This is a genomic window from Flavobacteriales bacterium, assembly GCA_016699575.1.
In the GTDB taxonomy this organism is placed as follows: domain Bacteria; phylum Bacteroidota; class Bacteroidia; order Flavobacteriales_F; family PHOS-HE28; genus PHOS-HE28.
This window is the reverse complement of record CP064979.1, coordinates 3,267,502-3,293,403: the sequence shown is the minus strand read 5'-3', so window position 1 is coordinate 3,293,403 and position 25,902 is coordinate 3,267,502. Positions and strand designations below refer to the sequence as shown.

Sequence of the window (25,902 nt, the reverse complement as noted above, 5' to 3'; positions counted from 1 at the left end):
AGAAAGAGCTTCCCGAGGGTTCGGGAAGCTCTTTCGAAGGGTTCACGCTAGTTCTGTGGCGTTGGGGTCGGAGGCACTTGGCTCTCCTTCGGCACGAAGTCGTTGCGCAGCACTTTCATCTCCGTGCGGCGGTTCTTCTGGTGCGCAGCTTCCTTCTCCTCTGTCGTTTTCATCGCTTTGATCTCCGCGTCCGTTACACGGGGGATGGTGGCCCCATAACCTTTGGGAACCATGCGCGCAGGATCAATACCCTTGGTCACCAAATAGTTCACGCAAGCCTGCGCACGAAGCTGGCTCAGTTCCATGTTGCCACCTTTGTAGGTGCGAGTATTGCGCGAGTCGGTGTGCGCCTGAAGCTCGATCACGATCTGCGGGTTGTCGGTAAGTACGTTGTACAGGAACTCCAACGAGTCTTTGCCTGCCTGTAGGATCTCAAATTTGTCGACTGCGTATTGGACTTCCGGGAGTCGGATAACCTCGTCGGTCGGTTGCAGGAAGTACTCTTTCACGAACGTTGTGCTCTCATTGATGCCAACCGTTGTGATCTGGTCCTTCACCACCAGGAACTTGTCCATGCTGGCCTGGATGCTGTAGGTGGTGTTCTCCTTGATGTAGCGGTCCTTTCCGTTCTCGATGAACTTGAAACCACCGTTCTCATCGGTGAGCGCCGTGTAATTGCTACCGTCCGTGCCAACAACTGCGATGGTCACACCCGGCATTGGGGCTTGTGTCTTCTTATTGTAAACAGTGCCCTGCAATGCGAACTCCAGGTTCGGCATGTAGAAGCGCCAGATGTCCATCTGACCCTTGCCGCCCGGACGGTTACTGGTGAAGAAGCCGCGCTCCTCTGTGCCGTCGAAGTGGATGGCCACGTCGTCCATGCTGCTGTTCAGCGGGTAACGCATGTTCTCGGGCTCTGCCCAACCGTCGCCGCTTTTGGCAGCCTTGTAGATGTCCATGGCGCCCATGCCCTGGCGGCCGTCGCTGCTGAAGTAGAGCGTGCCGTCGTGGCGGATGAAGGGGAATACCTCATCCTTAGGGGTGTTGATGCCACCACCGAGGGGAGCGGGCTTGCCAGTGGGCATGCCGTCTTTGTCCAAGGCCACTTTGTAGAGGTCTTTCTGGCGGCGGGTGCCCGCCATGTTGCTCGCGAACACCATGAAGGTCTCGTCCGGGCTCAGGGCCGGGTGGCCGACCGTTACGCTCACAGAATCGTCCTTAGCGCGCTCAGGGGCCAATGGCAGCTTCACAGGAGCTGCGTAGTTGCTGCCCACCTTCTTGGCCATCCAGATGTCGCAACCGAACTGTTTCTTCTTGTCGAACTCGCAACGGGTGAAGTACATAGCCGTGCGCTTAGCATTGAAGATCGGGGCGGCTTCGTGAGCCGGGGTGTTGATCTCAATAGGCAGTTTCACCGGCTCGCTCCACTTGCCCAGCTTGTCACGGCTGCTGAAGAACAGGTCCGTGAAGCTCTCGCCCAGGATCTGTTCCGTTTCGGTGCCCGTGGCGGCCGGACGGCTGCTGGAGAACACCACGTCCTCGTTCTTCTTATCAGCGTAGCTGGTGGCCCAGTCCATCTGCGGGGTGTTCAGCAACACCTCGGGGTCCACGCTGTAGCGGCTGGGGTCGTCCTTCCACTTCTGTGCCTGGGTGCAAGCGGCAATGCCTGCATCAGCGCGCATGTCGCCAGGCTTCTTGTCCTTGAACTTGTTGTAGCTGGTGATGGCTTCGGCGTATTTGCCTTGCTCCTTCAGCGCCTCGCCGATGTAGAAGTAGGTGATCGGATCCGGGTACTGGGCCTTGTTGGCTTTTTCGTACCAAACCTCGGCCTGCTGGGCGTCCCCCAGCATCCGGTAGCACTCGCCCACCTTGAAGATGAGTTCGCTCTTCACGGCCATCTTGTTCTCGGTAACGAACGCCTTCTTGTACAGTTCGGTGGCGTTGAAGTAGTAACCGTTCCTGAAGGCCTCGTCCGCTTCTTCCGCCAGTTTGCCCTGTCCGAAGGCGCTTCCTGCGCAAAGCAGGACAAAGGACAAGCTGGCCAGGATCTTCCTCGTGCTCATGTGTGGTGCTTAAGGGTCTTTTCCGGTGGTGGCGAATGTAGCATAAACGGCTTTCGTGCTTGGGAGCGGTCCATCACCGGGGCATGATGTCCCCAGAAGCCGATGCGCTGCCCGTTCATGGGCAGCGCATCGAAAGGTGACCACTCTTGCGAGTTGGGGACCGAAGAAGGTCAGCGGGTGAAAAGTACCTCCCGGAGCTTCGGGAGCGGCCAGAGCTCGTCGTCCACCATGAGCTCAAGCTTGTCGCTGTGGTGGCGGATCTGCTCCAGATAGGGCTTCACCTTGTCGCAGTAGGCAATGGCCTTGGCGCGGCTTTCCTCGATGACGTTGGCCTTCTTCCGCTCCTCGATCATCTCGTCCGTAAGGGTGATGATGCCGGTGATGTGCTCGCTCATTTCTTCGATGAGCTTCACCTGGGTGGCGCTGGCCTTCTTGGCCTTTTCGGCACCCAATACCTCCCGCAGGCCCCGGACGTTCTCGATCAGGCGGTTCTGGTAGGCGATGGCCGTGGGCACGATATGGTTCTGGGCCAGGTCGCCGGCCACACGGCTCTCGATCTGGATCTTCAGCATGTAGCTGTGCAGCTCGATCTCGTGGCGGGCTTCCAGTTCCACTGGGCTAAGCACCTCCATGTCGTTGAAGAGCTTCACGGTCTCCTTGCGGGCCCATACGTCCAGCGCGCGGGGGGTATCGGCGATGTTGCTCAGCCCGCGCTTGGCAGCCTCCTTCTTCCACTCGTCACCGTAGCCGTTGCCTTCGAAACGGATGCTCTTGCTGCTGACGATGAGTTCGCGGAGGACCTGTAGGATCGCATCATCCTTTTTGGCACCCTTTGCGATAAGCGCGTCCACTTCCTTGGCGAATTCCCGGAGCTGTTTGGCCACGATGGTGTTGAGAACGGTCATTGGCCCGGCGCAGTTGGCGCTGCTGCCCACGGCCCGGAACTCGAACTTGTTGCCGGTGAATGCGAAGGGGCTGGTGCGGTTGCGGTCGGTGTTATCCAGCATGATCTGCGGGATGCGGCCGATATTGAGCTTGAGGTCCGTTTTGGCCTCGGCGGTCATCTTCCCTTTGATGTTGCTCTCCAGTTCATCGAGCAGCTTGCCCAAGTGGTCGCCGATGAACACACTGATGATGGCGGGCGGTGCCTCGTTGGCGCCCAACCGGTGGTCGTTGTTCGCGCTGGCAATGCTGGCCCGCAGCACATCGGCGTTGCTGTGGATGGCCTTGATGGTGTTGATGAAGAAGGTGAGGAACTGGAGGTTCTCTTTCGGGGTCTTCATCGGCTTCAGGAGGTTCCGGCCGGTGTTGGTGGCCAGGCTCCAATTGTTGTGCTTGCCGCTGCCGTTCACGCCGGCGTAGGGCTTCTCGTGCAGCAGCACGCGGAAGTGGTGGCGGCGGGCGGTGCGCTCCATCACGTCCATGAGCAGCACGTTGTGGTCCACGGCCAGGTTCATTTCCTCAAAGACCGGAGCGCACTCGAACTGGTTGGGGGCCACCTCGTTGTGGCGGGTCTTCACCGGGATGCCCAGTTTGAGGCTTTCCGTTTCGAAGTCGCGCATGAAGGCCTGCACGCGCTCAGGGATGGCACCGAAGTAATGGTCCTCCAACTGCTGGCCCTTGGCCGGGGTGTGGCCGAAGAGCGCGCGGCCGGTCATCATGATGTCAGGACGGGCGTGGTACAGGGCCTCATCGATGAGGAAGTACTCCTGCTCCCAGCCGAGCGTGCTTACCACCTTGGTCACGTCCTTGTCGAAGTACTGGCACACGGTGGTGGCCGCCTTGTCGATGGCGTGGATGGCGCGCAGCAGCGGCATCTTGTAATCGAGCGCCTCACCGGTGTAGCTGATGAAGATGGTGGGAATGCAGAGGGTACGGCCCATGATGAAGGCCGGGCTGCTGGGGTCCCAAGCGGTGTAGCCCCGAGCCTCGAACGTGTTGCGGATCCCACCGTTGGGGAAGCTGCTGGCATCGGGCTCCTGCTGCACGAGCATGCTGCCGTCGAAGCGCTCGATGCTGCGTCCGCCACCGATCGGCTCGAAGAAGGCGTCGTGTTTCTCCGCGCTGAGGCCTGTGAGCGGCTGGAACCAGTGCGTATAGTGCGTGGCGCCCTTGCTGGCGGCCCACTCCTTCATGCCGCTGGCTACCTGGTCGGCCAGTTTGCGCTCGATCCGCTGCCCTTGGTGAATGGCTTGGCGCACAGCGTAATAGGCGTCCTCGGTGAGGAACATGCGCATGGCGTCCTCATTGAACACGTTCGTGCCGAAGTACTCGCTGATCTTCATAGCAGGCGGTTCGATGTGCTGGGGGGTACGGCTCAGGACCTCGGACATCGCCTTGGCGCGTAAATGGGGGGTACTCATCAGAAAAGGAGTGGATTTGGGCCGCGAAGGTATCCGAACAAGGGGGGTATGTCCGGAAAACCGACCTGTTTCTTTCTGAACATCCTGTTGGAAAGAGGGGGTGTTGGTGAAAGTGTCAAGGTTCAAGTACCAAGCGACAAGGCACAAGAACCCACACGCTCAACGGGAACCAACCAGCTTGGAGCTTGTAACTTGGTCCTTGAGCCTTGTCACTTGGAAGGCTGCTCCGCCTCCGGAGGAACCGTGGGCGCCTCCGTTGGCTGCCCCGGAACCGGTCGCCGGTGCTCCGGCTCCTCGATGCGGAACTGGGCGCGCTGCTCATCAAAGCCACGCTTCACCACGTTGGCTTCCTTCTGGATCTCGCGCTGCACCTGGTTGCTGGCATCGCGCAGCTGGCGCATGGTACGGCCCAGGGTACGTGCAATGTCCGGGATGCCTTTGCTGCCGAAGAACAAAAGGATGAGCAGCAGGATGACGATCAGCTCCCCGCCACTGATGTCAAGGAAAAGAAGGGGAAGGTGCGCGTTCATCGGAGGTGCACAAAGGTGCGAACACCTGGGCCTTGCCCGGAACGAAAGAGCCCCGACTTCCGCCGGGGCTCTCCACAACGATCGTTCAGCCTTACGCTGCTGCGGCCAATTGGCGTTGTTCGCGGCGCTTCAGGAAGTCCACAGCCACGGCCGAGGCCACGAAGATGGACGAGTAGGTACCGAAGACGATACCGGCGAAGAGGCCGAACACGAAGCCTTTGATGGACACACTGCCCATCACGAAGATGATGATGAGAACGAACATCACGTTCAGACCCGTCATGATGGTACGGCTCAGCGTCAGGTTCATGGCCTTGTTGAAGACGGTCTCCACGTCCTCGCGCTTGTGATCGGTGAGGTATTCGCGGATACGGTCGAACACGACCACGGTATCGTTGATGGAGTAACCGATAACGGTGAGCACCACGGCTACGAACGCTTCGTCGATCTCCAATGAGAAACCGACGACGCCCCACAACAACGAGTAGAGCCCGAGCACGATCACGGTGTCGTGGGCCAGCGACAGCAGCGCACCCACACCGTACTGCCAGTTGCGGAACCGGATGCTGATGTACGCGAACATGAAGACGAGCGAAATGAGCACGGCGGTGATCGCGCCTTTCACGATGTCGTCGCTGATGGTGGCGTCCACCTTGCGCGATTCCTCCGGTGGCCAGGCGAACCCGGTGCCCACCTTGTCCAAGCCACCCTTGAGCTGTGCCTCCACCAACGAATCCGTACCGAGGACAGCATCTTCGATGAGGTAGTTCGTGGTGATCTTCAATCGGCTGTCGCTACCGTAGGTCTTCACGGCCATACTGTACTGGCGGCCGGCCTCCGTTTTCACGGCAGGCTCCAAGGTCTCGCGCACTCTGTCAACGTCCACAGCTTGATCGAACTTCACCACGTAAGCCCGCCCACCGGTGAAGTCGACGCCCCAGTTGAAGCCGCGTGTGGTCATACTGAAGATGCTGATGCCCACGAGCACGGCGCTCACGGCATAGAACATCTTCCGCTTGCCCATGAAGTCGATGCTGGTGTTGGAGAAGGCGTTCTTGCTCCAGTTGGTCCAGAAGCTGATCGACTTGTTCTTGTCCAAACGCCAGCTGATGATCATGCGGCTGATGAAGATGGCGCAGAACAAGGAGGTCAGGATACCGATCATCAGCGAGGTGGCGAAACCGCGGATGGGGCCGCTACCGAAGATGTACAGGATGACACCTGTGACGAACGTGGTGACGTTGGAGTCGATGATCGCGCTGAGGGCTCCCTTGTAACCGAGGTCCACGGCGCTCTTCAGCATCTTGCCCGCCTTCAACTCTTCACGTACACGTTCGAAGACCAGCACGTTCGCATCCACCGCCATACCGATGGTGAGCACGATACCGGCGATACCGGGCAGCGTGAGGACCGCTTGAACACTGGCCATGGCACCGATCAAGAAGAACACGTTGCAGAGCAGTGCTATGTCAGCGACCCAACCACCGCGGGCGTAGTAGAGGATCATCACCACCAACACCAAGGCCAGGGCGATGATGAAGCTGTAGAGGCCCATCGTCACGTTCTCCTCGCCCATTGAGGCACCCACCACCGTTTCGTCGATGATGCGCGCAGGGGCTGGCAGTGCGCCGGCCTTCAGGATGGTGGCCAGGTCGTTGGCCTCGTTGATGCTGGCTTGCAGGTCGCGCCCACCACCCATGGTGATCTGACTGCTGCCGCCTGCGATCTCCGTGATCACGTTCGGAGCGCTGTAAACCAATCCATCCAGTACAATGGCAACCTGCTTGTTCACGTTCTCACCGGTCATCCGGCGCCAATCCTCGGCACCCTCGCTGTTCATGCGCAGGGTAACGATCACCTCACCGGTATTGTCGTAATCCTGCCATGCGTTGGTGATCACGCTGCCGTCCACGCGGGCCTTTCCGTCCACTGTGTTCTTCAGGGCGTTCAGTTGGAAGATGTCCGTGCCCTCGAACGGCTTGGCGCTCCATGCGAGCATCAGGTCCTTCGGCAGGTTGTTCTTCACGGCTTCCGTGCGCAGGTAACGCATCACCTGTGCCGTATCCGCCATGCGGGCCGTGCCCACACCGCAACCCCGGATCAATTGCGTGCCTGCAGCATCAACGCTCGGACGCATCACGGAGAACAACGGGTTGGCCTGGCGTGCTTCCAGCTTTTCCTCGTCGGTCAGCTCGCCATCCGCGTCCAGTGTGTCTTCCTCAGCATTCGCCGTATCGTCCGCGAGGCCATCAGCCACCTCAGCGTTATCGCCCAAGCTCGTCACCCGCAACGCCATGCGGCGGTTCTTCGCACGGCCCTCTTCGGTGGCATTCGAGGCGACAGGATGCTGGGAGCCATAACCCTCGGCTTCCAACCTGTCAGCTGCCACGCCTTTTTTCACGAGTTCTGCCACCACCGCTTCGGCGCGTTCCTGGCTCAACTTCAGGTTGGCCTCTGCGTTCCCGGTGCTGTCCGTGTACCCACCGATCTTCAACTTGACATCGGGGTAGGCCTTCAGCACCTCGTTCAGGTTGGTCAACTGCGCATCGCTGTTGGCCATGTCCAGCTTGTTACTGCCGCTTTGGAAGGTCACACGGTCGAAATCGAACCACGTCGTCTTGTCCACCGGTCCGTTCTTCTCGATAAAGCCGATCAGGCCGCTTTCCACACCAGTACCAGCACCGCTGATCGAAGCGCCCGTGGAGAGCGTCTTTTCAAACGTCGCGCTGATGTCCGTTTTGGCGCTGTCAGCCACCAGATCCGGGTTCAGCATGGCAGCCAGTTGTTCGTTGGCGGCCTTCAGGGCGGGGAACACGTCGATGTTGTCGTAGGTCTCCCAGAACTCGAGGTTGGCCGTGCTCTGCAGCACTCTGCGCACACGGTTCTTGTCCTTCACACCCGGCAGCTCGATCTGGATGCGACCGCTGAGCTGTTGCTTCTGGATAATGGGCTGGCTCACACCGAACTTATCGATGCGGGTGCGCATGATGCGCTCGGTGTTGTCCACCGCGGCCTTGGCCTGGTTGCGCAGCGCCTCGATGATGCCCGCGTTGTCGGCATCGGGATCGAAAATGCTGGCGTTCTCACCGTTGCTGAAGATGGCGCTGAGTCGGCCATTGGGCGCCACCTTGCGGTATTCGCGATCGAAGAGGGTGATGAAATCATCATCGCTGTTCACCATGGCCTTGCGGGCCTCGGCGATGGCCGTTTGGAACGCTGGGTCCTCACTGTTGTCGCTGAGGGCCACCACCAGCTCGGGGATGCTCACTTCCAACGTCACGGCCATACCACCTTGGAGGTCGAGGCCGAGGCTCATCTCGTACTTCTTGCAATCGGCATAGGTGAAGCCCAGCGGGTGCACCTTGTCGTTGCTGTGGTCGGCGATGTAGCGGTTTTGGAGGACCAGCTCGACCGAGTCCGTATCGAGCACCGCCGGACGCACCACCATGGCCTTCATCGCGGAATCCCAATACGATCCGTTGAACGGCGATGACTCAGCCACCGCTGCCTTCTCAATGCCTCCGGTGAACCACGAAAAACTCAACTGCCACAGGCACGCCAGCGCCAATAGGATGGTGAAGATCCAAAGCGCTCCTCTGTTCTGCATGACCGATAGGGGTTTCTGAAAATGGGCGGCAAATATAGAAACGCACCCGTGCGGCTGAAGACCTTGGCATCCAGTGGAAAACAGCTGATCAACGGCAGGACCTGCCAGCTGCGACCGGTCTAGCTTTGGCCACGCTCCCGGGCAACGATCATCCTCCTACGCCCGTCCGCATGACCATGAAGCAACTTCCACTCCCTGCTCTGCTCGCCGTTTTCACAGCAACCACGGCCAGCGCACAGTTCCAACTCGTTCCCGACGGTTCGGCCGTGGTGACCGAGAACGGCAACGGCTTCAACATGCCATGGGCCGGTGGCCTGAACTGGTGCCAGATCAGTGAGCTGGACATCGACCTGGACGGCGATGACGACCTCTTCATCTTCGACAAGAGCGGCGACAAGGTGATGATCCTGGAGAACGGTGGAACACCGAACACCGTTGATCTGCTTCACACCCCCGACTACGACAACGTTTACCCTTTCAACGAACTGCACGACTGGGCGCGGATCCGCGACTACAACTGCGATGGCAAGGGCGACATCATCAGCTACTCGCTCGGCGGCATGCGCGTCTTCAAGAACGTGAGCACCCCAGGCAACCCGGAATTCCAGTTGGTGGACACGCTTGTGCGCAGCAACTACGTTCCCACGGACGCGAACCTTTACATCACTTCCGTTGACCTGCCCGACATGGCCGACATCGACGGCGACGGCGACCTCGACGTGGTGACCTTCTCCATCTTCGGGGCGTTCGTGGAGTACCACAAGAACCTCAGCCAGGAGCTGTACGGATCGTGCGACAGTCTTGTGTTCGAAGTGGCCAACCGGTGCTGGGGCTACTTCAGTGAGAACTTCAACACCAACGCGATCAACCTGGACGATACCTGTACCAACAACGTCCCGAACCCGCAATTCGGCAACGATGTTGAGCAGCTCAAGCTCGACCTTTACAACATGTCGCTGCTGGAAAGGGCTGAAGCCTCACGGGCGCACGCGGGCAGCACGCTTCTTCTGTTGGACCTCGACGACAATGGTGCACAGGACCTGATCCTTGGCGATATCAGCTTCCCCTATCTGGTGGCTTTGTGGAACGACGGCACACCCCTCGCAGGGCACATGGGGTCGCAGGATGATTTCTTCCCGAGCTATGACGTGACGTACAACTCGGACATCTATCCCAGCGCGCACTACGTGGACGTGAACAACGACGGCAAGCGTGACCTGCTGGCGAGCCCCAATGCCGGTTCCCTCTGCGAGAACTTCAACAGCCTTTGGTACTACAAGAACGTGGGCACCGATGCCGCACCGGTGTTCGACCACCAGCAGAACAACCTCTTCCAGGATGAGATGCTGGACTTCGGTGAGGGCGCCTACCCTGTCCTGTTCGACCACAACGGCGATGGGCTGATGGACATCGTTGTTGCCGACTACGGGTACTTCGCCCAAGGCGGCAACTATCCCAGCATGTTCGCCGTGCTGGAGAACATCGGCACGGCCACACAGCCCGAGTTCGCGCTAGTGACGCGTGACTACGAGGGCCTCAGCAACAGCGGCATCGGCGTGGCCATGCACCCTGCCTTCGGCGATCTGGACGGCGATGGCGACAAGGATCTGATCATCGGCGATCTGCAGGGACGCATGCACCGCTACCAGAACATCAGCACCGGGCCGATGGCGGACTTCCAATTGCTAGCACCCAACATCACCGATGCCGGCAATGTCACCATCGATGTGGGCCAGTTCGCCACGCCCGTGCTCTACGACATGAACGGCGATGGCCTGAATGACCTGCTGGCCGGTGAACGCAACGGCAACATCAACTACTACCAGAACACGGGCACGGCCGCCTCACCGGTATGGTCGTTGTCGAACGATTCGCTCGGCGGGGTTGTGGTGGCCGAGTGGTGGAACGTCACGGGCTATTCAGTGCCCCATGTCTTCCTTAACGACCAAGGTGAACGCGAGATGGTGATCGGCAGCGAGAGCGGCTGGATCCATCACTACGGCAACATCGACGGAAACCTCAACGGTACGTTCACATTGCTCGACAGCATGTTCCAGGACATCCGCACCGGCAAACGCAGTGGCATAGCCCTGTACGACTTCAACGGCGATGACAGCCTGGATGCGGTGGTGGGCAACTACCGTGGCGGTCTCAACTTCTACATCAACGACTTCAGTAGTGATGTAACCACGGAGGCGAGTAAAACGGCTTTCCAGTTGATGCCGAACCCCGCGAACGACCAAGTGCTTGTGGCCGTGGGGGCGCGCTGGCGCAGTGGCATGCAAGTGCGGTTGCTCAATGCGCTCGGGCAGGAAGTGCTGTTGCAGCCGTTGGCGCAGCAACGCACCGTGCTTTCAACGGAGGCGTTGCCGAGCGGTCTCTACTTCGTGGAAGTGAGCGGTGCGGACTTCCGGGCCGTTGAACGTTTGGTGGTGAAGTGACCGGCATCTGGAAAAGACGCGGGCGTGAGTTAGTCCGACTTTTTGAGCCATGCGGACCATTCTCTGCGTCGTTCTCTTGGCCATTGGGCCGTTGACCGTCGCTCAATGCGAGCGGCTCGATTCAGCGTCGAGGGCCCTCGAGAAGATCTGGGATGGCCGTTTCGGGCAAGAGGTGTACGAGCAGGGCGATCCGTTCTACTCTGACTTTTTGAAGCTCCTTGAAGACACCTCGACATTCGGGTGTGTCCTCGACAGCACTGCCTTCATCGGCGACACTTGGTCCTCCGACGGACGACTACGCGTGCTGAGCTGGGATCATCTCAGCACCGGCTCTGGTCATGACATGGTTTCCATTGCCCAATTCCGGGATGCCTCGGGCATAGTACACAGCAAGGTGCTATGTCCAGCATCGGACGAGAACGACATAGCTGATGTGGAATTCTATCGCATCCACAAGCTCCAGGACAATGAAAACGCCAGCTATTTGTTGATCGGCTGGGGCACCCACGGGGGAGGCAGTCATCATGTTGTGGCCATTGCGTTGCGGATCAGGAGCGAACACCTCGATCAGCTTGACCGGGTGTTTCCCGTGTTCGGTGAAGGCTATTGGTCTTCGGATTCCATGTATGTCATTTCCACACAACGGAGCCATCGCATTGATATGCGCTACGATGAAGGCGCGCGGGCCATATCCCACAATGAGTTCAAGCCGGTTGAGGATGAGGATGTTCCATGGAGCCGACCAACTGGCCGCCGCACTACCTTACTGTGGTCCGGGGATCGCTTCATCATCAAGCCTGAATGACGAAGGCGCCCTCTCGGGCGCCTTCGCTTACTCCGTGTCTCTGTGTTTGAAAACCTACGCCGGCACGTTCATCTTGTCCAGCACATCCATCACCTCCTTCACAGCCTTGGCGCTGGCATTGCACAGCTCCTGCTCGTCCTTGTTGAGTTTCAGTTCGATGATGCGCTCCACGCCGTTGCGGCCCAGCACCACCGGGGCGCCCATGTAAATGTCCTTCAGGCCGTATTCGCCTTGCAGCCATACGCAGCAGGGGAACACGCGCTTCTGGTCGCGCACAATGGACTCCACCATCTGAGCAGCCGCCGTGCCCGGGGCATACCATGCGCTGGTGCCTAACAGGTTCACGATCTCGCCGCCGCCTTTCTTCGTGCGTTCAACGATGGCATCGAGCTTCTCCTTGCTGATCAGCTCGGTCACCGGAATGCCGCCCACGGTGGTGTAGCGCGGCAGGGGCACCATGGTATCGCCGTGGCCGCCCATGAGCACTGCCTGGATGTCCTTCGGGCTCACGTTCAGTTCGGTGGCCAGGAAGGCGCGGTAGCGGGCCGTGTCCAGGATGCCGGCCATGCCGAATACCCGGTTCGCGGGGAACTTGCTGTTGATGAAGGCGCAGTAGGTCATCACATCGAGCGGGTTGCTCACCACGATGATGATGGCGTTCGGGCTGTGCTTCACCACCTGCTCCGTCACGCTCTTCACGATGTTGGCGTTGGTGGCGATAAGGTCATCGCGGCTCATGCCCGGCTTACGCGGCAGTCCGCTGGTGATGACCACCACGTCGCTACCAGCTGTCTTGCTGTAGTCGTTCGTGCTGCCGGTGATGCGGCTATCGAACAGGTGCAGGGGGCTGGTCTGCCAGATGTCCAAAGCCTTGCCCTCTGCGAAGTTCTCCTTGATGTCCAAGAGGACCACCTCATTGGCCAATTCCCAACGGGCCACCACTTCGGCGCAGGTTGCACCCACGTTGCCGGCCCCTACCACGGTTACTTTCATCGGTCGTTCAGATTTTCGTTGTTCGTTACCGGCGGCGGCCCCGGCGCCCCGAAAACCCGTTTCCTCCTGCTTGGTGGGGCTTCCCGGCCGCGACTTCCGTCCTTCGGCGGGCAAACTTATCAACCACCCCCCACGTCAGTGCTGTCGGCAGGCATCCCTTTTCAACACTACCCGTCTTTGGGACGTATGGCTACATTCACGGCGCTGAGAAGCCAACCCATGGAAGCCGGAACGGCAACCGACACCCCTGTTCCCCGTCTGCGTCCCGTGTGGACCGGAACGGAGCAGCTTGAGCCGGCCTATGCGCCGCTGGTGGACGGGTGCATTGTCCAGGATCGCCGCAGCCAACAACGGGTGTACGAGTTGTTCTACGGCAAGATGATGGCCGTATGCCTGCGCTACACGAAGAACACTGACCAGGCCAAGGACATTCTGCAGGAAGCGTTCATCAAGGTCTTCCGCAGCGTGGACAAGTTCAACCGGGCCGGTAGCTTCGAAGGGTGGATCCGCCGGATCATGGTGAACACCGCCATCGACCACTTCCGCCGCACCAAGAACGCCTACCTCTTGTTGGGCGAAGAGCGCAGCATCGAGGACTTCCGCGACGTGGACGAGGACGACAACATGGCCGACGAGGGTCCCGATGAGGAGTTCAATGTGCAGCCCGCCGATGTCATCAACGCGATGCAAAAGCTCACACCGGCCTACCGAACGGTGTTCAACCTGTACGTCTTCGAGGAGATGACCCACAAGGAGATCGCTGACGCGCTCGGCATCAATGTGGGCACCTCGAAGAGCAACCTCGCGAAAGCGAAACATAACCTGAAGAAGATCCTTAAAAAGGAGCACAAGCTCCCTTGATCATATGAAGCAGATGGAAGGATTCGAACGCTCGGTGAAGGATGCCTTGGAGGACTTCCAGGTTCCTTACAACTCCGCCGATTGGGCGCGTTTGGAACAAGCCCTGGACGGCAAGGAACGCGGCGCGTGGTTCAAAGGCAGTGGGTTCCTGGCCGCCTTGCTGGCAGCCGGGATAACCGTTGCCGGTGGCACCTACCTCCTGAGCACCCGCAGCATGCCCGATGCACCCAGCGTTGCCCAAGCGCAGGTGCAGCCGCAGGTTGAAGTGCCGCAGCCCCAGGATGTGCCGACGGACAAGCTGGTTGTTGAAGCCGGGGAACCTGTCGCTGACAAGGCGTTGGAGCAGCCTGCCGCTCCCAAGAACCCGAAGCAACAGTTGGCACAGGAGTCCGAAAGTGCCGATGCCAACAAGCAGCCCCGTGTGATCCATAAGCAGGCCGAAGACCCGATCTGGGCAGAGGTGCGCGCCAAGGCCGTGGAGAACACCAGCAAGAGCGATGCGTTGATGATCAAACCGAGCCTGAGCGAAGGCTGCCCGGGTACCACCATCGAGTTCGCCGCTGCCTCTGCTGAAACGAACGGTGGGGGCATTTTCCTTTGGAACTTCGGTGACGGCAGCTTCAGCAACAAGAACGCTCCGGAGCACACCTATACCAAGAGCGGCACCTACAAGGTGATCCTCTCCTTGAGCAATACCAGCGGCGGCGCCATCAACAACAAGGACGCCAGCGACAAGATCATCATCCACGAGGCCCCTGATGCTTCGTTCACCCCGATGAAGCGCGTGGGCACGGACAACCTGCCCACCATGCACTTCGAGAACAAGAGCCACAGCGGTGCCAGTTACCACTGGGACTTCGGCGATGGCATGATCAGCACCGAGGCCCACCCTGACCATCTGTTCAAGAAGAAGGGGACCTATCCAGTTGAGCTGACCGTTACGAACGAGAAGGGCTGCATTGACCGCTCGAAGAAGGACATCATCATCACCGAGGATTTCAACCTCATGGCCGCCCCGAGCTTCAGCCCGAACGGCGACGGCACGCTTGACCGTTTCATTCCCGAGGCGCTCCGCACGATGCAACAGAAGTTCACCTTCTTGGTGTACGATGCCAAGGGCGGCCTTCTCTACCGCACCACCGACCCGACCATGCCTTGGGACGGCAGTGTGAACAACCTCGGCAAGGACCTGCTTCCCACCGGCCAGTACCTCTGGGTGGTGGACCTGGGCAAAGAGACCTACAACGGCCATGTGACGTTGGTCCGCTGACCTGTCGTTGAACTTTTGCGAACGCCCCTCCGACCGGTCGGAGGGGCGTTCGTCTTTCGGTATGGTGTGAACATCGAAAAGGTGAATGCGGAAGCGCCGGTCGCCCCTCCGCAAACGTCGATAGCCCGACCTTCGCCGCGATGATGAAACGACTCCCGCTCGTTACTGCCCTGTTGACGCTCGCCAGCACCGCCTTTTCGCAAGGTGGTCCTGATTGCACAAGTGCCGCTGCGGCCCCTCTGACACTTCCCTTCAACGGGACGGGACTGACGAACTGTGGTAGCGGAGACGACTACGATAGCGGCAATGCCACGATCTGTGGGTCTGCATTGTACATGGGTGGTGAGGACCAGTTGTACGCGTTCACGCCGACATCCTCAGGGGTCGTTACCATCAACCTCACAAGTGGCTCCTCGTTCGTGGGCATGTTCCTCTATGCCGGCTGCCCTGGCTTGGGCGGGGCGTGTGCGGGTCAAGCGTTCAGCGCAGGCGGCAGTCAGTTCATCCAAGCCTCTGTTACAGCTGGCACCCAGTACTTCTTGATGGTCGATAGCTGGCCTGCACCGAGCTGCCACCCCAACTACGATCTGGCCATTTCCGCGCCCGGGGCCTTTCCGCCACCCACAAGCCAAGATTGCTTCGGCTCTATTCCTGTTTGCCAAAGCACCTACCAGGAGTTGAACAGCCCCGTCGGCGAAGGGAACTACCCGAACGAGATCAACGACGGCACCAGTTGCCTGGGCGGTGGTGAAGTAGATGGCCAGTGGTACACGTTCACTGTACAGAACGCCGGGAATGTGTGCTTCTCCATCACGCCGAACGACCTGACCGACGACTACGACTGGGCGGTCTATGACCTCACCAACAACAGTTGTGCGGACATCTTCAACACGCCCGGCATGGAGATCAGCTGCAACTTCAGCGGTCTGGCCGGTGTAACAGGTGCCAACGGGTTAGCGGGCGGCCAGAATGAACCGTGCATCCCCGTGGTGGTCGGACAAACCCTTGCGCTGTACATCAGCAACTGGAGCCAGAGCCCGAACGGCTACACTGTCGATTTCGGTGTCGGCGGCGCCACCGCGAGCATCTTCGACCTTACCCCGCCGTCCTTGGACACTCTGTTGTCCGTCGATTGCAGCCACACCGAACTGGAAGCGCTTTTCAGCGAATTCGTCCTGTGCAGCAGCGTGCAAACCACGGACTTCACGCTTACCGGCCCGGGTGGTCCGTACACGATCGTTTCCGCCATCAGTGGCATCTGCAACAACGGTGGCAACCAGGACAACACTTACGTACTCACCGTAGCCCCGCCCCTGCAAGCCGGCACTTACACGTTGGAACTCGTGGACGACGTGGAGGATCTCTGCGGCAACATCGGCAACACGGGCACGGTCACCTTCACGTTGGACAGCGTACTGGATGTCGACTTCCAAGTGGTGGCAGCAGGATGCGGTGGTGCTGATGGACAAGTTCTCTCCAACGCTATCGGAGGCCTCCCGAACTGGCTCTATGAGCTCGATGCCATGCAGCAGCTCAACAACGGCAACTTCCTGAACGTGCAACCAGGGACCTACACCCTTACGGTCACGGACGGAATCGGATGCTCAGTGAGCGAGCCTGTTACCGTAGGACAAGCTTTGACGAGTCTGGACAACGACAGCCTGGTGGTTGACGCAAGCTGCAACGGACTGGCCGATGGCACCATCACCATCATTACCACGGGCAATGGCGGACCTTGGGATTATGAATGGACGGATGCCAACGGAACTGCTGTACAGACCACGCTGGCTGCCAACGGCGATACGTTCACCGGTGCTGCGGGGACCTACACGGTCATCGTCTATGAAGGCATCAACGGGAGTGGCTGCAGTGATACGCTAAGCGCAACCATCTACGAGCCCGTACCTGCCAACCTAACGGTGAGCAACGACACGCTGATTTGCCTTGATGGCACAGCCGCGCTGAGCGCCTCAGGCTCCGGCGGCGCCGGCGGCTTCACCTACACCTGGGACCAAGGGCTCGTTGGCAATGGCCCGCACAACGTGGACCCGCCGGTGAACACGACGTACGCCGTCTTCGGCACGGATGCCAACGGCTGCGTGACGGACACGCTTGATATTGATGTGAGCGTCCAGGACTCCCTTCAGTTCAGCTTGGTCGATACGGTGTACAGTTGCGCAGGTGTGCCGATCGGCATCAGCGCACAGAACATGAGCGGCGGGGACGGCCAATACAACTACCAGTGGACAGCAGGCCAGCAGTTCGGCGATAGCGTGAACTTCACCTTGAACAGCACCGGCACGGTATGCGTGACCTTGACGGACGGCTGCGAAACTCCGGCCATCGTGCAGTGCGTCCTGGCCATCATCACCCCGGTGCCCGAACTGATCATTTCAGTGGACACCGTATTGGGTTGCGAACCGCTAGCCGTCAACTTCAGCATTGTTGACACCACCGGACAAGCCCAGGTGACGTGGACCTACGGCGACGGCTCGTTCACGGTGCAGGACGACAGCTCCAGCCATACCTACGGCCAGGAAGGCATCTACGACCTGACGGTGGAAGTCGAATGGCCCAATGGCTGCGAGAGCGATTCACTGCTGAACAACCTGATCCAAGTGCTGCCCCAGCCCGAGGCCGGTTTCTTGTGGGCGCCACAACCCACCACGGTGAACGATCCCGTGATCGTATTCGACAACCAATCGCTCTACTACGACTCGGTGTATTGGGATTTCGGTGGGCTGGGCGGGAGCACGGACGTGGACCCCGCGTTCGAGTTCCCGAACGACGAAGGAGATGTCTATGACGTGGAGCTGATCGTGGCGAATTTCCTGGGCTGTGCGGACACCCTTGTTCAGCAGATCATCATCAACGACGACTTCGCCATCTGGGTGCCCAACGCCTTCACACCCGATGGCGACGGCACGAACGACCAGTTCTTCGTGGGCGGCACGGACATCGACACCGAGGAGTTCGAACTGCTTGTCTTCGACCGCTGGGGTGAGGTCATCTTCAAAACCAACGCGCCGAGCGAGACATGGAACGGCGGCTATATGAACGCTTCAGGCTTCGTGGTGCAGGACGGTGTTTACCCGTGGAAGCTCCGCGCCCGCAGTGCCACGCTGAAGACCAAGAAGGAGTTCACCGGGCATGTGAGCGTGCTGAAGTGAGCAACGATCAAGACAGGTAGTGCGTTCCTAGCCATGATGCGGGCAGCACTGGCTTTTCTTCTTGTCATTGGTCTGACCCCGTTGATCCAGGCTCAAGAGATTTCTCCCCGCAGCCCGCTATACGGATGGCGCTGTTGGATTGTCGGAGCCCCTCCCAAGCTGAGATACGAGATCGAGGAACTCATCGCAGCGCACGACACCGCTGGCATCTTCAACTGGCTCAATGATACCAGCTTGGTAAGGCAGGCCTATGCAGCCGAAGCAGTCATCAGGATCGATAAGACAGGTATGGATTTTCCCGAATGGGCCACGTAAAAAGCCAATGAACTGCGCACATCGAAGGCACTTGTGCCGAGTTGCATTGGTTGTACTACAGGAAGGATGCCGTTGAACAAGAGCATGCGCGAATTCCTCAAAGCGGTCAAGAGGTCCCGCAACGGACGTTGGAGCCGGAACTACGACCGTATCTTCTGAAACAGGAAGCCCCGGCTCATCACCGGGGCTTCTTCGTTCTTGATGGCCAGTCCTACACGTCCAGCTTCGCGTAGATGGCGTTCTTCTCGATGAACTCGCGGCGCGGGGGTACATCGTCGCCCATGAGCATACTGAAGATGCGATCGGCCTCGGCGCCGTTCTCGATGGTGACCTGGCGCAGCGTGCGGCGGTTGGGGTCCATGGTGGTTTCCCAGAGCTGCTCGGCGTTCATTTCGCCAAGACCCTTGTAGCGCTGCACATGCACGCTTACCTCCTTGCCAGCGCTCTTCATCCGTTCGATGACGGCATCGCGCTCAGCTTCGTTCCAGCAGTAAACGCCTTCCTTCCCCTTCTTCACCAAGTAGAGCGGCGGAGTGGCGATGTACACGTGCCCACCCTCGATCAGCTCCTTCATGTACCGGTAGTAGAAGGTCATGATGAGCGTCTGGATGTGGCTGCCGTCCACGTCAGCGTCGCACATGATGATGACCTTGTGGTAGCGCAGCTTGCTGATGTCGAGCGCTTTGCTGTCCTCCTCCGTTCCGATGTTCACGCCCAAGGCGGTGTACATGTTCCGGATCTCCTCGTTGTCGAAGACCTTGTGCACCATGGCCTTCTCCACGTTGAGGATCTTCCCGCGAAGCGGCAGGATGGCCTGGAACTCGCGGTTGCGGCCCTGCTTGGCGGTTCCACCGGCGGAATCGCCCTCCACCAGGAAGAGCTCGCTGGCTGCGGGATCCTTCTCCTGGCAGTCGGCCAGTTTACCGGGCAGCCCCATGCCGTTCAGTGAGCCTTTGCGCTGCACCATCTCGCGCGCCTTCTTGGCGGCATGGCGTGCGGTGGCGGCCAGGATCACCTTGTCCACGATGGTCTTGGCGTCCCGCGGGTGCTCTTCGAGGTAGTTCTCGAGCATCTCGCTCACGGCGATGTTCACCGCACCGCTCACCTCATTGTTGCCGAGCTTGGTCTTGGTCTGCCCCTCGAACTGCGGCTCCTGCACCTTCACGCTGATGACGGCCGTGAGGCCTTCACGGAAGTCGTCGCCGCTGATCTCGAACTTCAGTTTGCTGGTGGCGCCGCTGTTGTCCGCATACTTCTTCAACGTGCGGGTGAGGCCGCTGCGGAAACCGGCCAGGTGCGTGCCGCCCTCGTGGGTGTTGATGTTATTGACGTAGCTGTGGATGTTCTCGCCGAAGCTGTCGTTGTAGATCATCGCGATCTCCACGGGGATCCCCTGCTTCTCCCCTTCCATGTAGATCACTTCTTCGATAAGGGGGGTACGCGTGCCATCGAGGTAGCGGACGAACTCGATGAGGCCCTTCTCACTGAGGTAGGTCTCCGAGTAGAACGTTCCGTCGTCATTGGTGCGGCGCTCATCCGTGAGGGTGAGCTTGATGCCCTTATTGAGGTAGGCCAGTTCGCGGAGGCGCGCGCTCAGTGTGTCGTAGTTGTACTCGCTGACCTGGAAGATGGTGAGGTCGGGGGTGAAGGTGACGATGGTGCCACGGTAGTCCGTAGTGCCGGTTTCCTTCACGGGGTATTGGGGAGCACCTGCCTTGTACTCCTGCATGTAGCTCTTGCCCTGCCGGTAAACCTCCACCTTCAGGTCGCTGCTGAGCGCGTTCACGCAGCTGACGCCCACACCGTGCAGACCGCCGGACACCTTGTAGCTGTCCTTATCGAATTTGCCACCGGCGTGCAGCACGGTCATCACCACCTCAAGGGCGCTGCGCTTCTCCTTCGTGTGCATGTCCACGGGAATGCCGCGGCCGTTGTCCTTCACACGGATGCTGTTGCCCGGCAGGATGCTCACCTCCACGGTGTCGCAATGCCCGGCCAGGGCTTCATCGATGCTGTTGTCCACCACCTCGTACACCAAGTGGTGCAATCCCTTCACGCCGATATCGCCGATGTACATGGCGGGGCGCTTCCGCACCGCTTCGAGGCCTTCCAACACCTGGATACTGTCCGCCGAATACGTGGTGGCCGCCGCCTTTTTCGTCTCGCTCATTTCTGCTGTCTCTGCCATTTTTCCTGTAGGTGAACCCGCCGTTGCCGGAAGGCCCGCGAATGTACCGCCAAGGCCCCCTTCGCCGACGGCTCTATTCCAGCGTTGACGGGGCCTTCAGGCTCATTTTACCAACACGGACCGCCCCTCTGTTGAAAAAGGGATTTGGAGGGTGTTGGGGCGGGTGTTGATGGATCCTCCGTTCTCATCCCCCTCCCCCCATTCCAAGGGGGACAAGCACCCTTCAGGCTCGCCGCACGCTCCCCGAAAAAGCACTCCGGTTAAACGACCAAGTATGCACTAGGCACAGTACCAAAATTCCACCCCTGCGCGACCTGTCAGAACGAGATCGTGGCGCCGCCCATGACCAGTGTGCGCTGGACAGGGTGGTTGAGCCAGCGCTCGTACTTGTCGGCGCCCAGGTTGCTGCAATCGAGCCAGATGCTGAAGCGCTTGGTGTAGCGGTACTCGACGCCCAAATACAGGTCGAAGTAGCTGCCCAGTTCGAACTGCTCCAAGGCCAGCGACGAACCCGTATCAAACGTCGGCTCGTTGCCGGGGATGCTCGCGGCATAGCGCGCACCGAGCATTTCCACTTCGGCTTTCAGGATGAGCTTGTTGCGGATGTCGTACACACCGCCCAAGGCCACGCGGTAGTTGGGCATGTACCAAGCTTCGGCCTGGCCGCGCGCCTCGTTCGTGTAAATGTCCACGCGGCCGTTCAGCTTGGTGTGCTCACCGATGTGGTACATCAGCTCGCCACTTATGTCCAGCACGTCCACTTGGTCGTACACGGTGAAGAAGCGGTCGCCGAGGATGGTGTCCGTCTGCGAGATGAAGAGCATCTTGTCCTTCCAGCGCGCAGAGCTTACGCGCACATCGAAGCCCAAGCGGCTGCTCACGCTGCCCCGGATACCGCCGTAGATGTCGTACATCTTGCTGGTGTTGCTGAGCACCGGAGCACCCATGAGCCAGGGGTTCTCACGGGTGAGGCTGCGTAGGCTGTTGCGCTCGCGGGCACCGTCAACACCCACGTAGGGCACCAGGATGTCGTCGAAGAGGCTGTAGCTCAAATAGGCACGCGGGAAAAAGTGGAACGTGGTGCGGTCGGCGCGGTCGTCCAGGAAGAGCACATCGGAGTTGGCCGCATCGAGGTAGATGCCCACGCCCACTTGCACCAGGTATTTATCGCTGCGTGTGCTCACTTGGGGAAGCAGCCCGATGAGCAAGCCGCTCTGCTTGAAGTCCACGATGCCTTGCTTGGCGCGGTAGCTGTTGTTGTCCACGAGGATCCGCCCGCCATAGGTCTCGCTCCCCTGCTCCATGGCCAGGTCGGCCATCACCTTCACGTTGGTCTCCTTGCTGTCGCTCGTGTTGTTGTACTGGTGCAAGTCCAGCTTCACGTCGTGCGCGATCATGCTGCTGTCCTTGTACATGCTGCGCACCCGCACACCGAAGCCCAGGTCGTTGTACACCTGTTTCAACCGGTCGTCCTCCACCTTGCCGAGATCGAAGCTGGCCAGCGCGAGATCGTCCGTGCCGCCGTAGTAGCTGATGCGCCTGCGGTCGAAGCCCACGCTGCCGCCCACCTCGTGCTTCTTCAGGTAGTGCGTGTAGTGCGCGTCCATGGCGTTGAAGCTGTATTGGCTCTCACCCATGTTGTTGATGCCACCGTTGCTGCTGAGGTGCTTGTAGTGCACGCCCCAGCCGTTCTCCCGACTGCGCGTCTGGTCGTAATAGAGTTCGAGCAATGGCGTGGTGTACAGCCCGAAGCCCGCTTTCGCGAAGCCCTTGTAGAGCTTGGTCTGGAGCGTGTTGATGCCCAGCTTCACGGCAGAAATGCTGTCCACGCGCGCAGGCACGTGGCCCTTCACGTCCATGAGGTTGTACGACACCGGCGCGATCGGCAGAATGGTATCGATGAGCTCCGGGCGCAGGTCGATCTTGCGCGCATCGGCCATAGTGGGATTGAAGGTGCCGGAGATCTCGTAGTTGCCACCAAGATTGGTGGAGTCGCGCTGCGCAAAGGTGGCGGCGCAGGCGAACAGCAACAGGGCCGTTGCGATGTGCTGGATGCTCTTGTGCATGTGTTTCATCGCTTTCAGTTGCCGTCGCCGTCTTGCCCCGGCGTTGGTAAATTCTTCTGTTGCTCCTCGTTCAGGAGGATGTTGAGTCGGTTGCGCGCGTCGGCCACCAGGTCCGGTTCATCGCTGTTATCGATAACACCCTGCCACGCTGCCTTGGCCTGGAAGCGGTCGCCGAGCTGCACGTACACATCGCCGAGCAGGATGAAGCCCATGCTGATCCAGTGCTGGTACCCGCCGAAGTCGTTGGCCAGCGCGAACACTTCCTTCTCCGCTTCCTTGTACTTGCCTTGCAAGTGCTTGATGTAGGCCATGCGGTACTTGGCCTCGGCGCTCATGGCCCCGTGCTTGCCTGCCGCGATCTGTTTGTACTTCGTGTACGCGCCATCCTTGTCATCCAAATCCAGCGTTTGGTTGGCGATGATGAGCTGCGCCTCGGCTTTCACAAGGGCATCCTTGTTGTGGGTGTTCGCCACGACCTTCTCCGCGGCCGCTGCAGCTTCCGTATTGCGGCCCAGCTCGCGCGCGCAACGCATCTGGCCTACCTGCGCAGCGAGGACGTTGTCGGGGTAGGTCGAAATGCGCTCCAAGCGGACCAAGTGCTCCAAGGCACCCTCCCAACGCTTGTCGCGGTAAAGGATATCGCTGGTGTAGAACAGCGCCTTTTCCATGTTCTCGTTGCCTTCCACCTTCACCACTTCCTCCAGATCGGCCAGTGCCTCGCTGTACTGGGCTGCCTTGTAGTGGCAGTCGCCTTTGTAGAAGTGCGCCTTGGTGGCGTTGGCGCCATTGGGGTACTTCGTCAGATAGCTGCCGAAGGCACCGATCGCTTGATCGCACTTGCCGTCGAAGTAGAGCTGCTCCGCGCTGCGGTAATAATTCTCGTCCAGCTTGGCTTCGGCTTCACTCTGGTTCACGAACGAGAGGCCGCGGAAGTAGCTCTCCCATTCCGCAACACGACCGGTCTCCACGTAGATGGCCTCGATGCTGGCCAACGCATCAGCGCTTGCTTCGCGTGTCGGGTACTTGGCCACGATCGCCTTGAACTCCTGCAGCGCGGTCTCGTTGTCGCCCTGGCGTTTATGGATGAGCGCCACCTGCAGCATGCTCTTCTGCACGAACGGGCTCTCGCTGTGGTCCGAGATGACCTGCTGGTAGTAGGTGGCAGCCTGCGCATCGTTGTCCAACCGGATGTAGGTCTCACCCAACTGGAACTTGGCATCCGGTGCGTAGCGCGAGTTCGGCTTTTCGGCCAGCAGCTTTTTCAGCGTTTCCACTTTGGCACCTTGCAGACCGGTGAGGCCCTGGCACATGGCCTTTTGGTAGGTCGCGTAATCGCGGTCGCTGGTGTTGCTGCGCAGGGCATCATCGTACCAGTTGATGGATTGCGCCCAGTCCTTGGCCATGTAGTAGCAGTCGCCCACACGCAGCTTGGCGTCGGCGCGCTGAGCAGGCTCACCCGCCGTGGTGCCCACGAAACGGCGGAAACTCGTGGCCGCATCGGGGTACTCCTTCATCTTGAAGTAGCAGTAGCCCTGGCTGTAGCCCGCTTGCTCGTACAGGTCGGTGGCATATGCACCGCTTGCATTGCGCAACACATCGTACTTGCGCAGTGCGGCCGCGTAGTCCTCTTCGGCGTAGAAGCACTCTGCCGTCCAGTAGTGGCAGCGCGCGTTCAGGTCCTTGTTCACCGGGTACTTCAGCGCGCGGTCGAAGAACAGGGCCGCATCCTTGAACTTGCGGCCGTCGTACAGCTCCACACCGCGGTCGTAGGCCAGCTTCTGGTAGGCCTCCTGCATGGCGATGTCCTTCTGCTGGATCTTGTCGAGCGCTTCCAACGCCGCTTCGTAGTTGCGCGTCTTCAGGTACACGTTCAGCAGGAAGCCGTAAGCGTCGTCGCGCTTGGGTGAGTCGGGATACGCCTTCAGGTAGTTCTTCAGCGCGATGATGGCCTCGTTGTACGGATCGAAGCTGAGCTCATAAGCGAGCTTGGCGTAGTTGAAGAGGGCATCTTCGGTCACGCGCGGGTCCTGCTTCAGGTCGTACGCCTTCTTGAACGCCGTGCGCGCGTAGTTCTTCTGGTCGAGCTTCATGTAGCAATCGCCCATGTGGTAGGCGGCGGCTTGCGCGAGGCTGTCGGTACCGTTGGCCACCATGGTCAGCTGCTGCAAGGCCTTCTCGCAATTGCCGGTCTTGTAGTAGGCATGGCCGAGCACGTAGCGGTCCTCGCGCGTCACGCCCGCACGCTGCACGCTCTTCTCCAAGTGCGGGATGGCTTCGGCATAGTTCCCTTGGCGGTAGTTGCTCTCGCCCAGCAACCGGCTCATTTCATTGATGCGGCGCTTGCCGTCGGGGTTCTCGACGATGGGCCTGGCGTATTCGTTCAGCTGATCGTACTTCCCTTGCAGGAAGAGGATCTCGCTGATGTAGTGCGGCACGATATCGCCGAACGCTTCGTCGCCCTTCAACTTCTCGAAACCCTTGAGCGCCGTTTCGTACTCGCCGCGCTCGTAGTTGATGTGGGCACTGTAATAGGTGGCCGGTGACACATAGTTGCCGGGACTTCCGGGCAGGCCGCTGGCGCCGTCCTTGATGCGGGTGAAGTCGTTCATGGCCGCGTCGTGCTTCTCCTCCATGAAGCTGGCGTAGCCCCGCTTGAAGTAGAACTCCTCCTGGTCCTTCACCTCCAGGGTCAGCGGCTCGACTTTCGTGCCCCACGTTAGGCAGTCCTCCCAGCGTTTCTGGGCGAAGTAGTGGCGGAACAGTTCCAGTCGGACGGCCGGCACGTGCTGGCTCTCGGGGTGCGCATCGATAAAGCCCAACAGGCGCAGGGGCGCATCGTTGTGGAAGAGGCGCACGGCGCAGATGGCGCTCCAGAACTCGCTTTCCACGCGCGTGCCGTCGTGCGGGTCGCTGATGCGGGCGGTAACGCGCTCCAGTTCGGTCTGGGCGGCGCCGTACTTCTCCTTGTCGAACAGGTCGAGCGCGTGCACCAGGTCGGCGTTGCGGTGCTCGAAGTGCGCCGGGCGCTGCGCGAAGAGCGAGGCGGCCAGCACAAGGCCCATTGCCGAAAGGACGGATCGCTGCATGGTCATGGTCAAGTGGTCAAAGGTGCCCACGCGCGCACGCGTGCCCGGGAAACACCGGCCCGACTTTTTCACGCGGCAGTGTGGACGTGGGGACAGCACGCACCATTACCAACGAAGACCGTGCCCTTCATCGTGCGTTACTGA

General features: G+C 59.9%; 14 protein-coding genes. 6 read left to right on the top strand and 8 right to left on the bottom strand.

The features are described 5' to 3' along the window. Nucleotides 1-47: 47 nt before the first annotated feature. From IPJ76_13705 to secD, 4 genes are all read right to left on the bottom strand, one after another. Nucleotides 48-2,063: an OmpA family protein gene (locus tag IPJ76_13705; protein ID QQR85654.1), complete on the bottom strand. Its 2,016-nt coding sequence runs from the start codon at nt 2,061-2,063 to the stop codon at nt 48-50. A gap of 170 nt (nt 2,064-2,233) precedes the next feature. Beyond that, complete coding sequence (locus tag IPJ76_13700; GenBank protein QQR85653.1) at nt 2,234-4,426, bottom strand: glutamine synthetase III; 2,193 nt, start codon at nt 4,424-4,426, stop codon at nt 2,234-2,236. Nucleotides 4,427-4,635: 209 nt separating this feature from the next. Then, nucleotides 4,636-4,956: a twin-arginine translocase TatA/TatE family subunit gene (locus IPJ76_13695; GenBank protein ID QQR85652.1), complete on the bottom strand. Its 321-nt coding sequence runs from the start codon at nt 4,954-4,956 to the stop codon at nt 4,636-4,638. Between the two features lie 91 nt (nt 4,957-5,047). Further along, the gene (gene secD / locus IPJ76_13690; GenBank protein ID QQR85651.1) at nt 5,048-8,563 is read right to left on the bottom strand and encodes a protein translocase subunit SecD; all 3,516 of its coding nucleotides are present in this window, start codon (nt 8,561-8,563) and stop codon (nt 5,048-5,050) included. Between the two features lie 170 nt (nt 8,564-8,733). On the opposite strand from secD, the gene IPJ76_13685 reads away from it, so the two are divergent. Beyond that, nucleotides 8,734-11,004 (top strand): T9SS type A sorting domain-containing protein, encoded by a 2,271-nt coding sequence (locus IPJ76_13685; GenBank protein ID QQR85650.1) that lies wholly within the window; start codon nt 8,734-8,736, stop codon nt 11,002-11,004. 49 nt (nt 11,005-11,053) lie between these two features. After that, nucleotides 11,054-11,809, top strand: a complete 756-nt coding sequence (locus tag IPJ76_13680; GenBank protein ID QQR85649.1) for a hypothetical protein — start codon at nt 11,054-11,056, stop codon at nt 11,807-11,809. A 54-nt stretch (nt 11,810-11,863) separates the two neighbouring features. Here IPJ76_13680 and mdh read toward each other — a convergent pair whose 3' ends face one another. After that, entirely contained in the window at nt 11,864-12,802 is a 939-nt protein-coding gene (mdh, locus tag IPJ76_13675; protein QQR85648.1) for a malate dehydrogenase, read from the bottom strand. Between the two features lie 219 nt (nt 12,803-13,021). Between mdh and IPJ76_13670 the strand changes: the two genes are divergently transcribed. From IPJ76_13670 to IPJ76_13655, 4 genes are all read left to right on the top strand, one after another. Beyond that, on the top strand, nt 13,022-13,663 hold the full coding sequence (locus IPJ76_13670) for an RNA polymerase sigma factor (GenBank protein ID QQR88468.1): 642 nt from the start codon (nt 13,022-13,024) through the stop codon (nt 13,661-13,663). A gap of 13 nt (nt 13,664-13,676) precedes the next feature. After that, entirely contained in the window at nt 13,677-14,933 is a 1,257-nt protein-coding gene (locus IPJ76_13665) for a PKD domain-containing protein (GenBank protein QQR85647.1), read from the top strand. A gap of 140 nt (nt 14,934-15,073) precedes the next feature. Continuing rightward, nucleotides 15,074-18,103, top strand: coding sequence for a gliding motility-associated C-terminal domain-containing protein (locus IPJ76_13660; protein QQR85646.1), 3,030 nt, complete (start codon nt 15,074-15,076; stop codon nt 18,101-18,103). Nucleotides 18,104-18,136: 33 nt separating this feature from the next. Beyond that, nucleotides 18,137-18,418 (top strand): hypothetical protein, encoded by a 282-nt coding sequence (locus tag IPJ76_13655; protein QQR85645.1) that lies wholly within the window; start codon nt 18,137-18,139, stop codon nt 18,416-18,418. A 211-nt stretch (nt 18,419-18,629) separates the two neighbouring features. On the opposite strand, the gene gyrB is transcribed toward IPJ76_13655, so the two are convergent. The 3 genes from gyrB to IPJ76_13640 form a co-directional block, all read right to left on the bottom strand. Continuing rightward, complete coding sequence (gene gyrB, locus IPJ76_13650) at nt 18,630-20,588, bottom strand: DNA topoisomerase (ATP-hydrolyzing) subunit B (protein QQR88467.1); 1,959 nt, start codon at nt 20,586-20,588, stop codon at nt 18,630-18,632. Between the two features lie 335 nt (nt 20,589-20,923). Beyond that, a complete protein-coding gene (locus IPJ76_13645) occupies nt 20,924-22,681 on the bottom strand; it encodes a hypothetical protein (GenBank protein ID QQR85644.1) in 1,758 nt (585 codons plus the stop codon). 5 nt (nt 22,682-22,686) lie between these two features. Beyond that, nucleotides 22,687-25,764, bottom strand: a complete 3,078-nt coding sequence (locus tag IPJ76_13640; protein QQR85643.1) for a tetratricopeptide repeat protein — start codon at nt 25,762-25,764, stop codon at nt 22,687-22,689. Between the last annotated feature and the right edge of the window lie 138 nt (nt 25,765-25,902).

What these genes read in the sequence shown, in the direction of transcription:
- IPJ76_13705 (QQR85654.1), bottom strand. Translation starts at nt 2,063, where the DNA reads ATGAGCACGAGGAAGATCCTGGCCAGCTTGTCCTTTGTCCTGCTTTGC.
- IPJ76_13700 (QQR85653.1), bottom strand. Translation starts at nt 4,426, where the DNA reads ATGAGTACCCCCCATTTACGCGCCAAGGCGATGTCCGAGGTCCTGAGC.
- IPJ76_13695 (QQR85652.1), bottom strand. Translation starts at nt 4,956, where the DNA reads ATGAACGCGCACCTTCCCCTTCTTTTCCTTGACATCAGTGGCGGGGAG.
- secD (QQR85651.1), bottom strand. Translation starts at nt 8,563, where the DNA reads ATGCAGAACAGAGGAGCGCTTTGGATCTTCACCATCCTATTGGCGCTG.
- IPJ76_13685 (QQR85650.1), top strand. Translation starts at nt 8,734, where the DNA reads ATGACCATGAAGCAACTTCCACTCCCTGCTCTGCTCGCCGTTTTCACA.
- IPJ76_13680 (QQR85649.1), top strand. Translation starts at nt 11,054, where the DNA reads ATGCGGACCATTCTCTGCGTCGTTCTCTTGGCCATTGGGCCGTTGACC.
- mdh (QQR85648.1), bottom strand. Translation starts at nt 12,802, where the DNA reads ATGAAAGTAACCGTGGTAGGGGCCGGCAACGTGGGTGCAACCTGCGCC.
- IPJ76_13670 (QQR88468.1), top strand. Translation starts at nt 13,022, where the DNA reads ATGGAAGCCGGAACGGCAACCGACACCCCTGTTCCCCGTCTGCGTCCC.
- IPJ76_13665 (QQR85647.1), top strand. Translation starts at nt 13,677, where the DNA reads ATGGAAGGATTCGAACGCTCGGTGAAGGATGCCTTGGAGGACTTCCAG.
- IPJ76_13660 (QQR85646.1), top strand. Translation starts at nt 15,074, where the DNA reads ATGATGAAACGACTCCCGCTCGTTACTGCCCTGTTGACGCTCGCCAGC.
- IPJ76_13655 (QQR85645.1), top strand. Translation starts at nt 18,137, where the DNA reads ATGATGCGGGCAGCACTGGCTTTTCTTCTTGTCATTGGTCTGACCCCG.
- gyrB (QQR88467.1), bottom strand. Translation starts at nt 20,588, where the DNA reads ATGAGCGAGACGAAAAAGGCGGCGGCCACCACGTATTCGGCGGACAGT.
- IPJ76_13645 (QQR85644.1), bottom strand. Translation starts at nt 22,681, where the DNA reads ATGAAACACATGCACAAGAGCATCCAGCACATCGCAACGGCCCTGTTG.
- IPJ76_13640 (QQR85643.1), bottom strand. Translation starts at nt 25,764, where the DNA reads ATGACCATGCAGCGATCCGTCCTTTCGGCAATGGGCCTTGTGCTGGCC.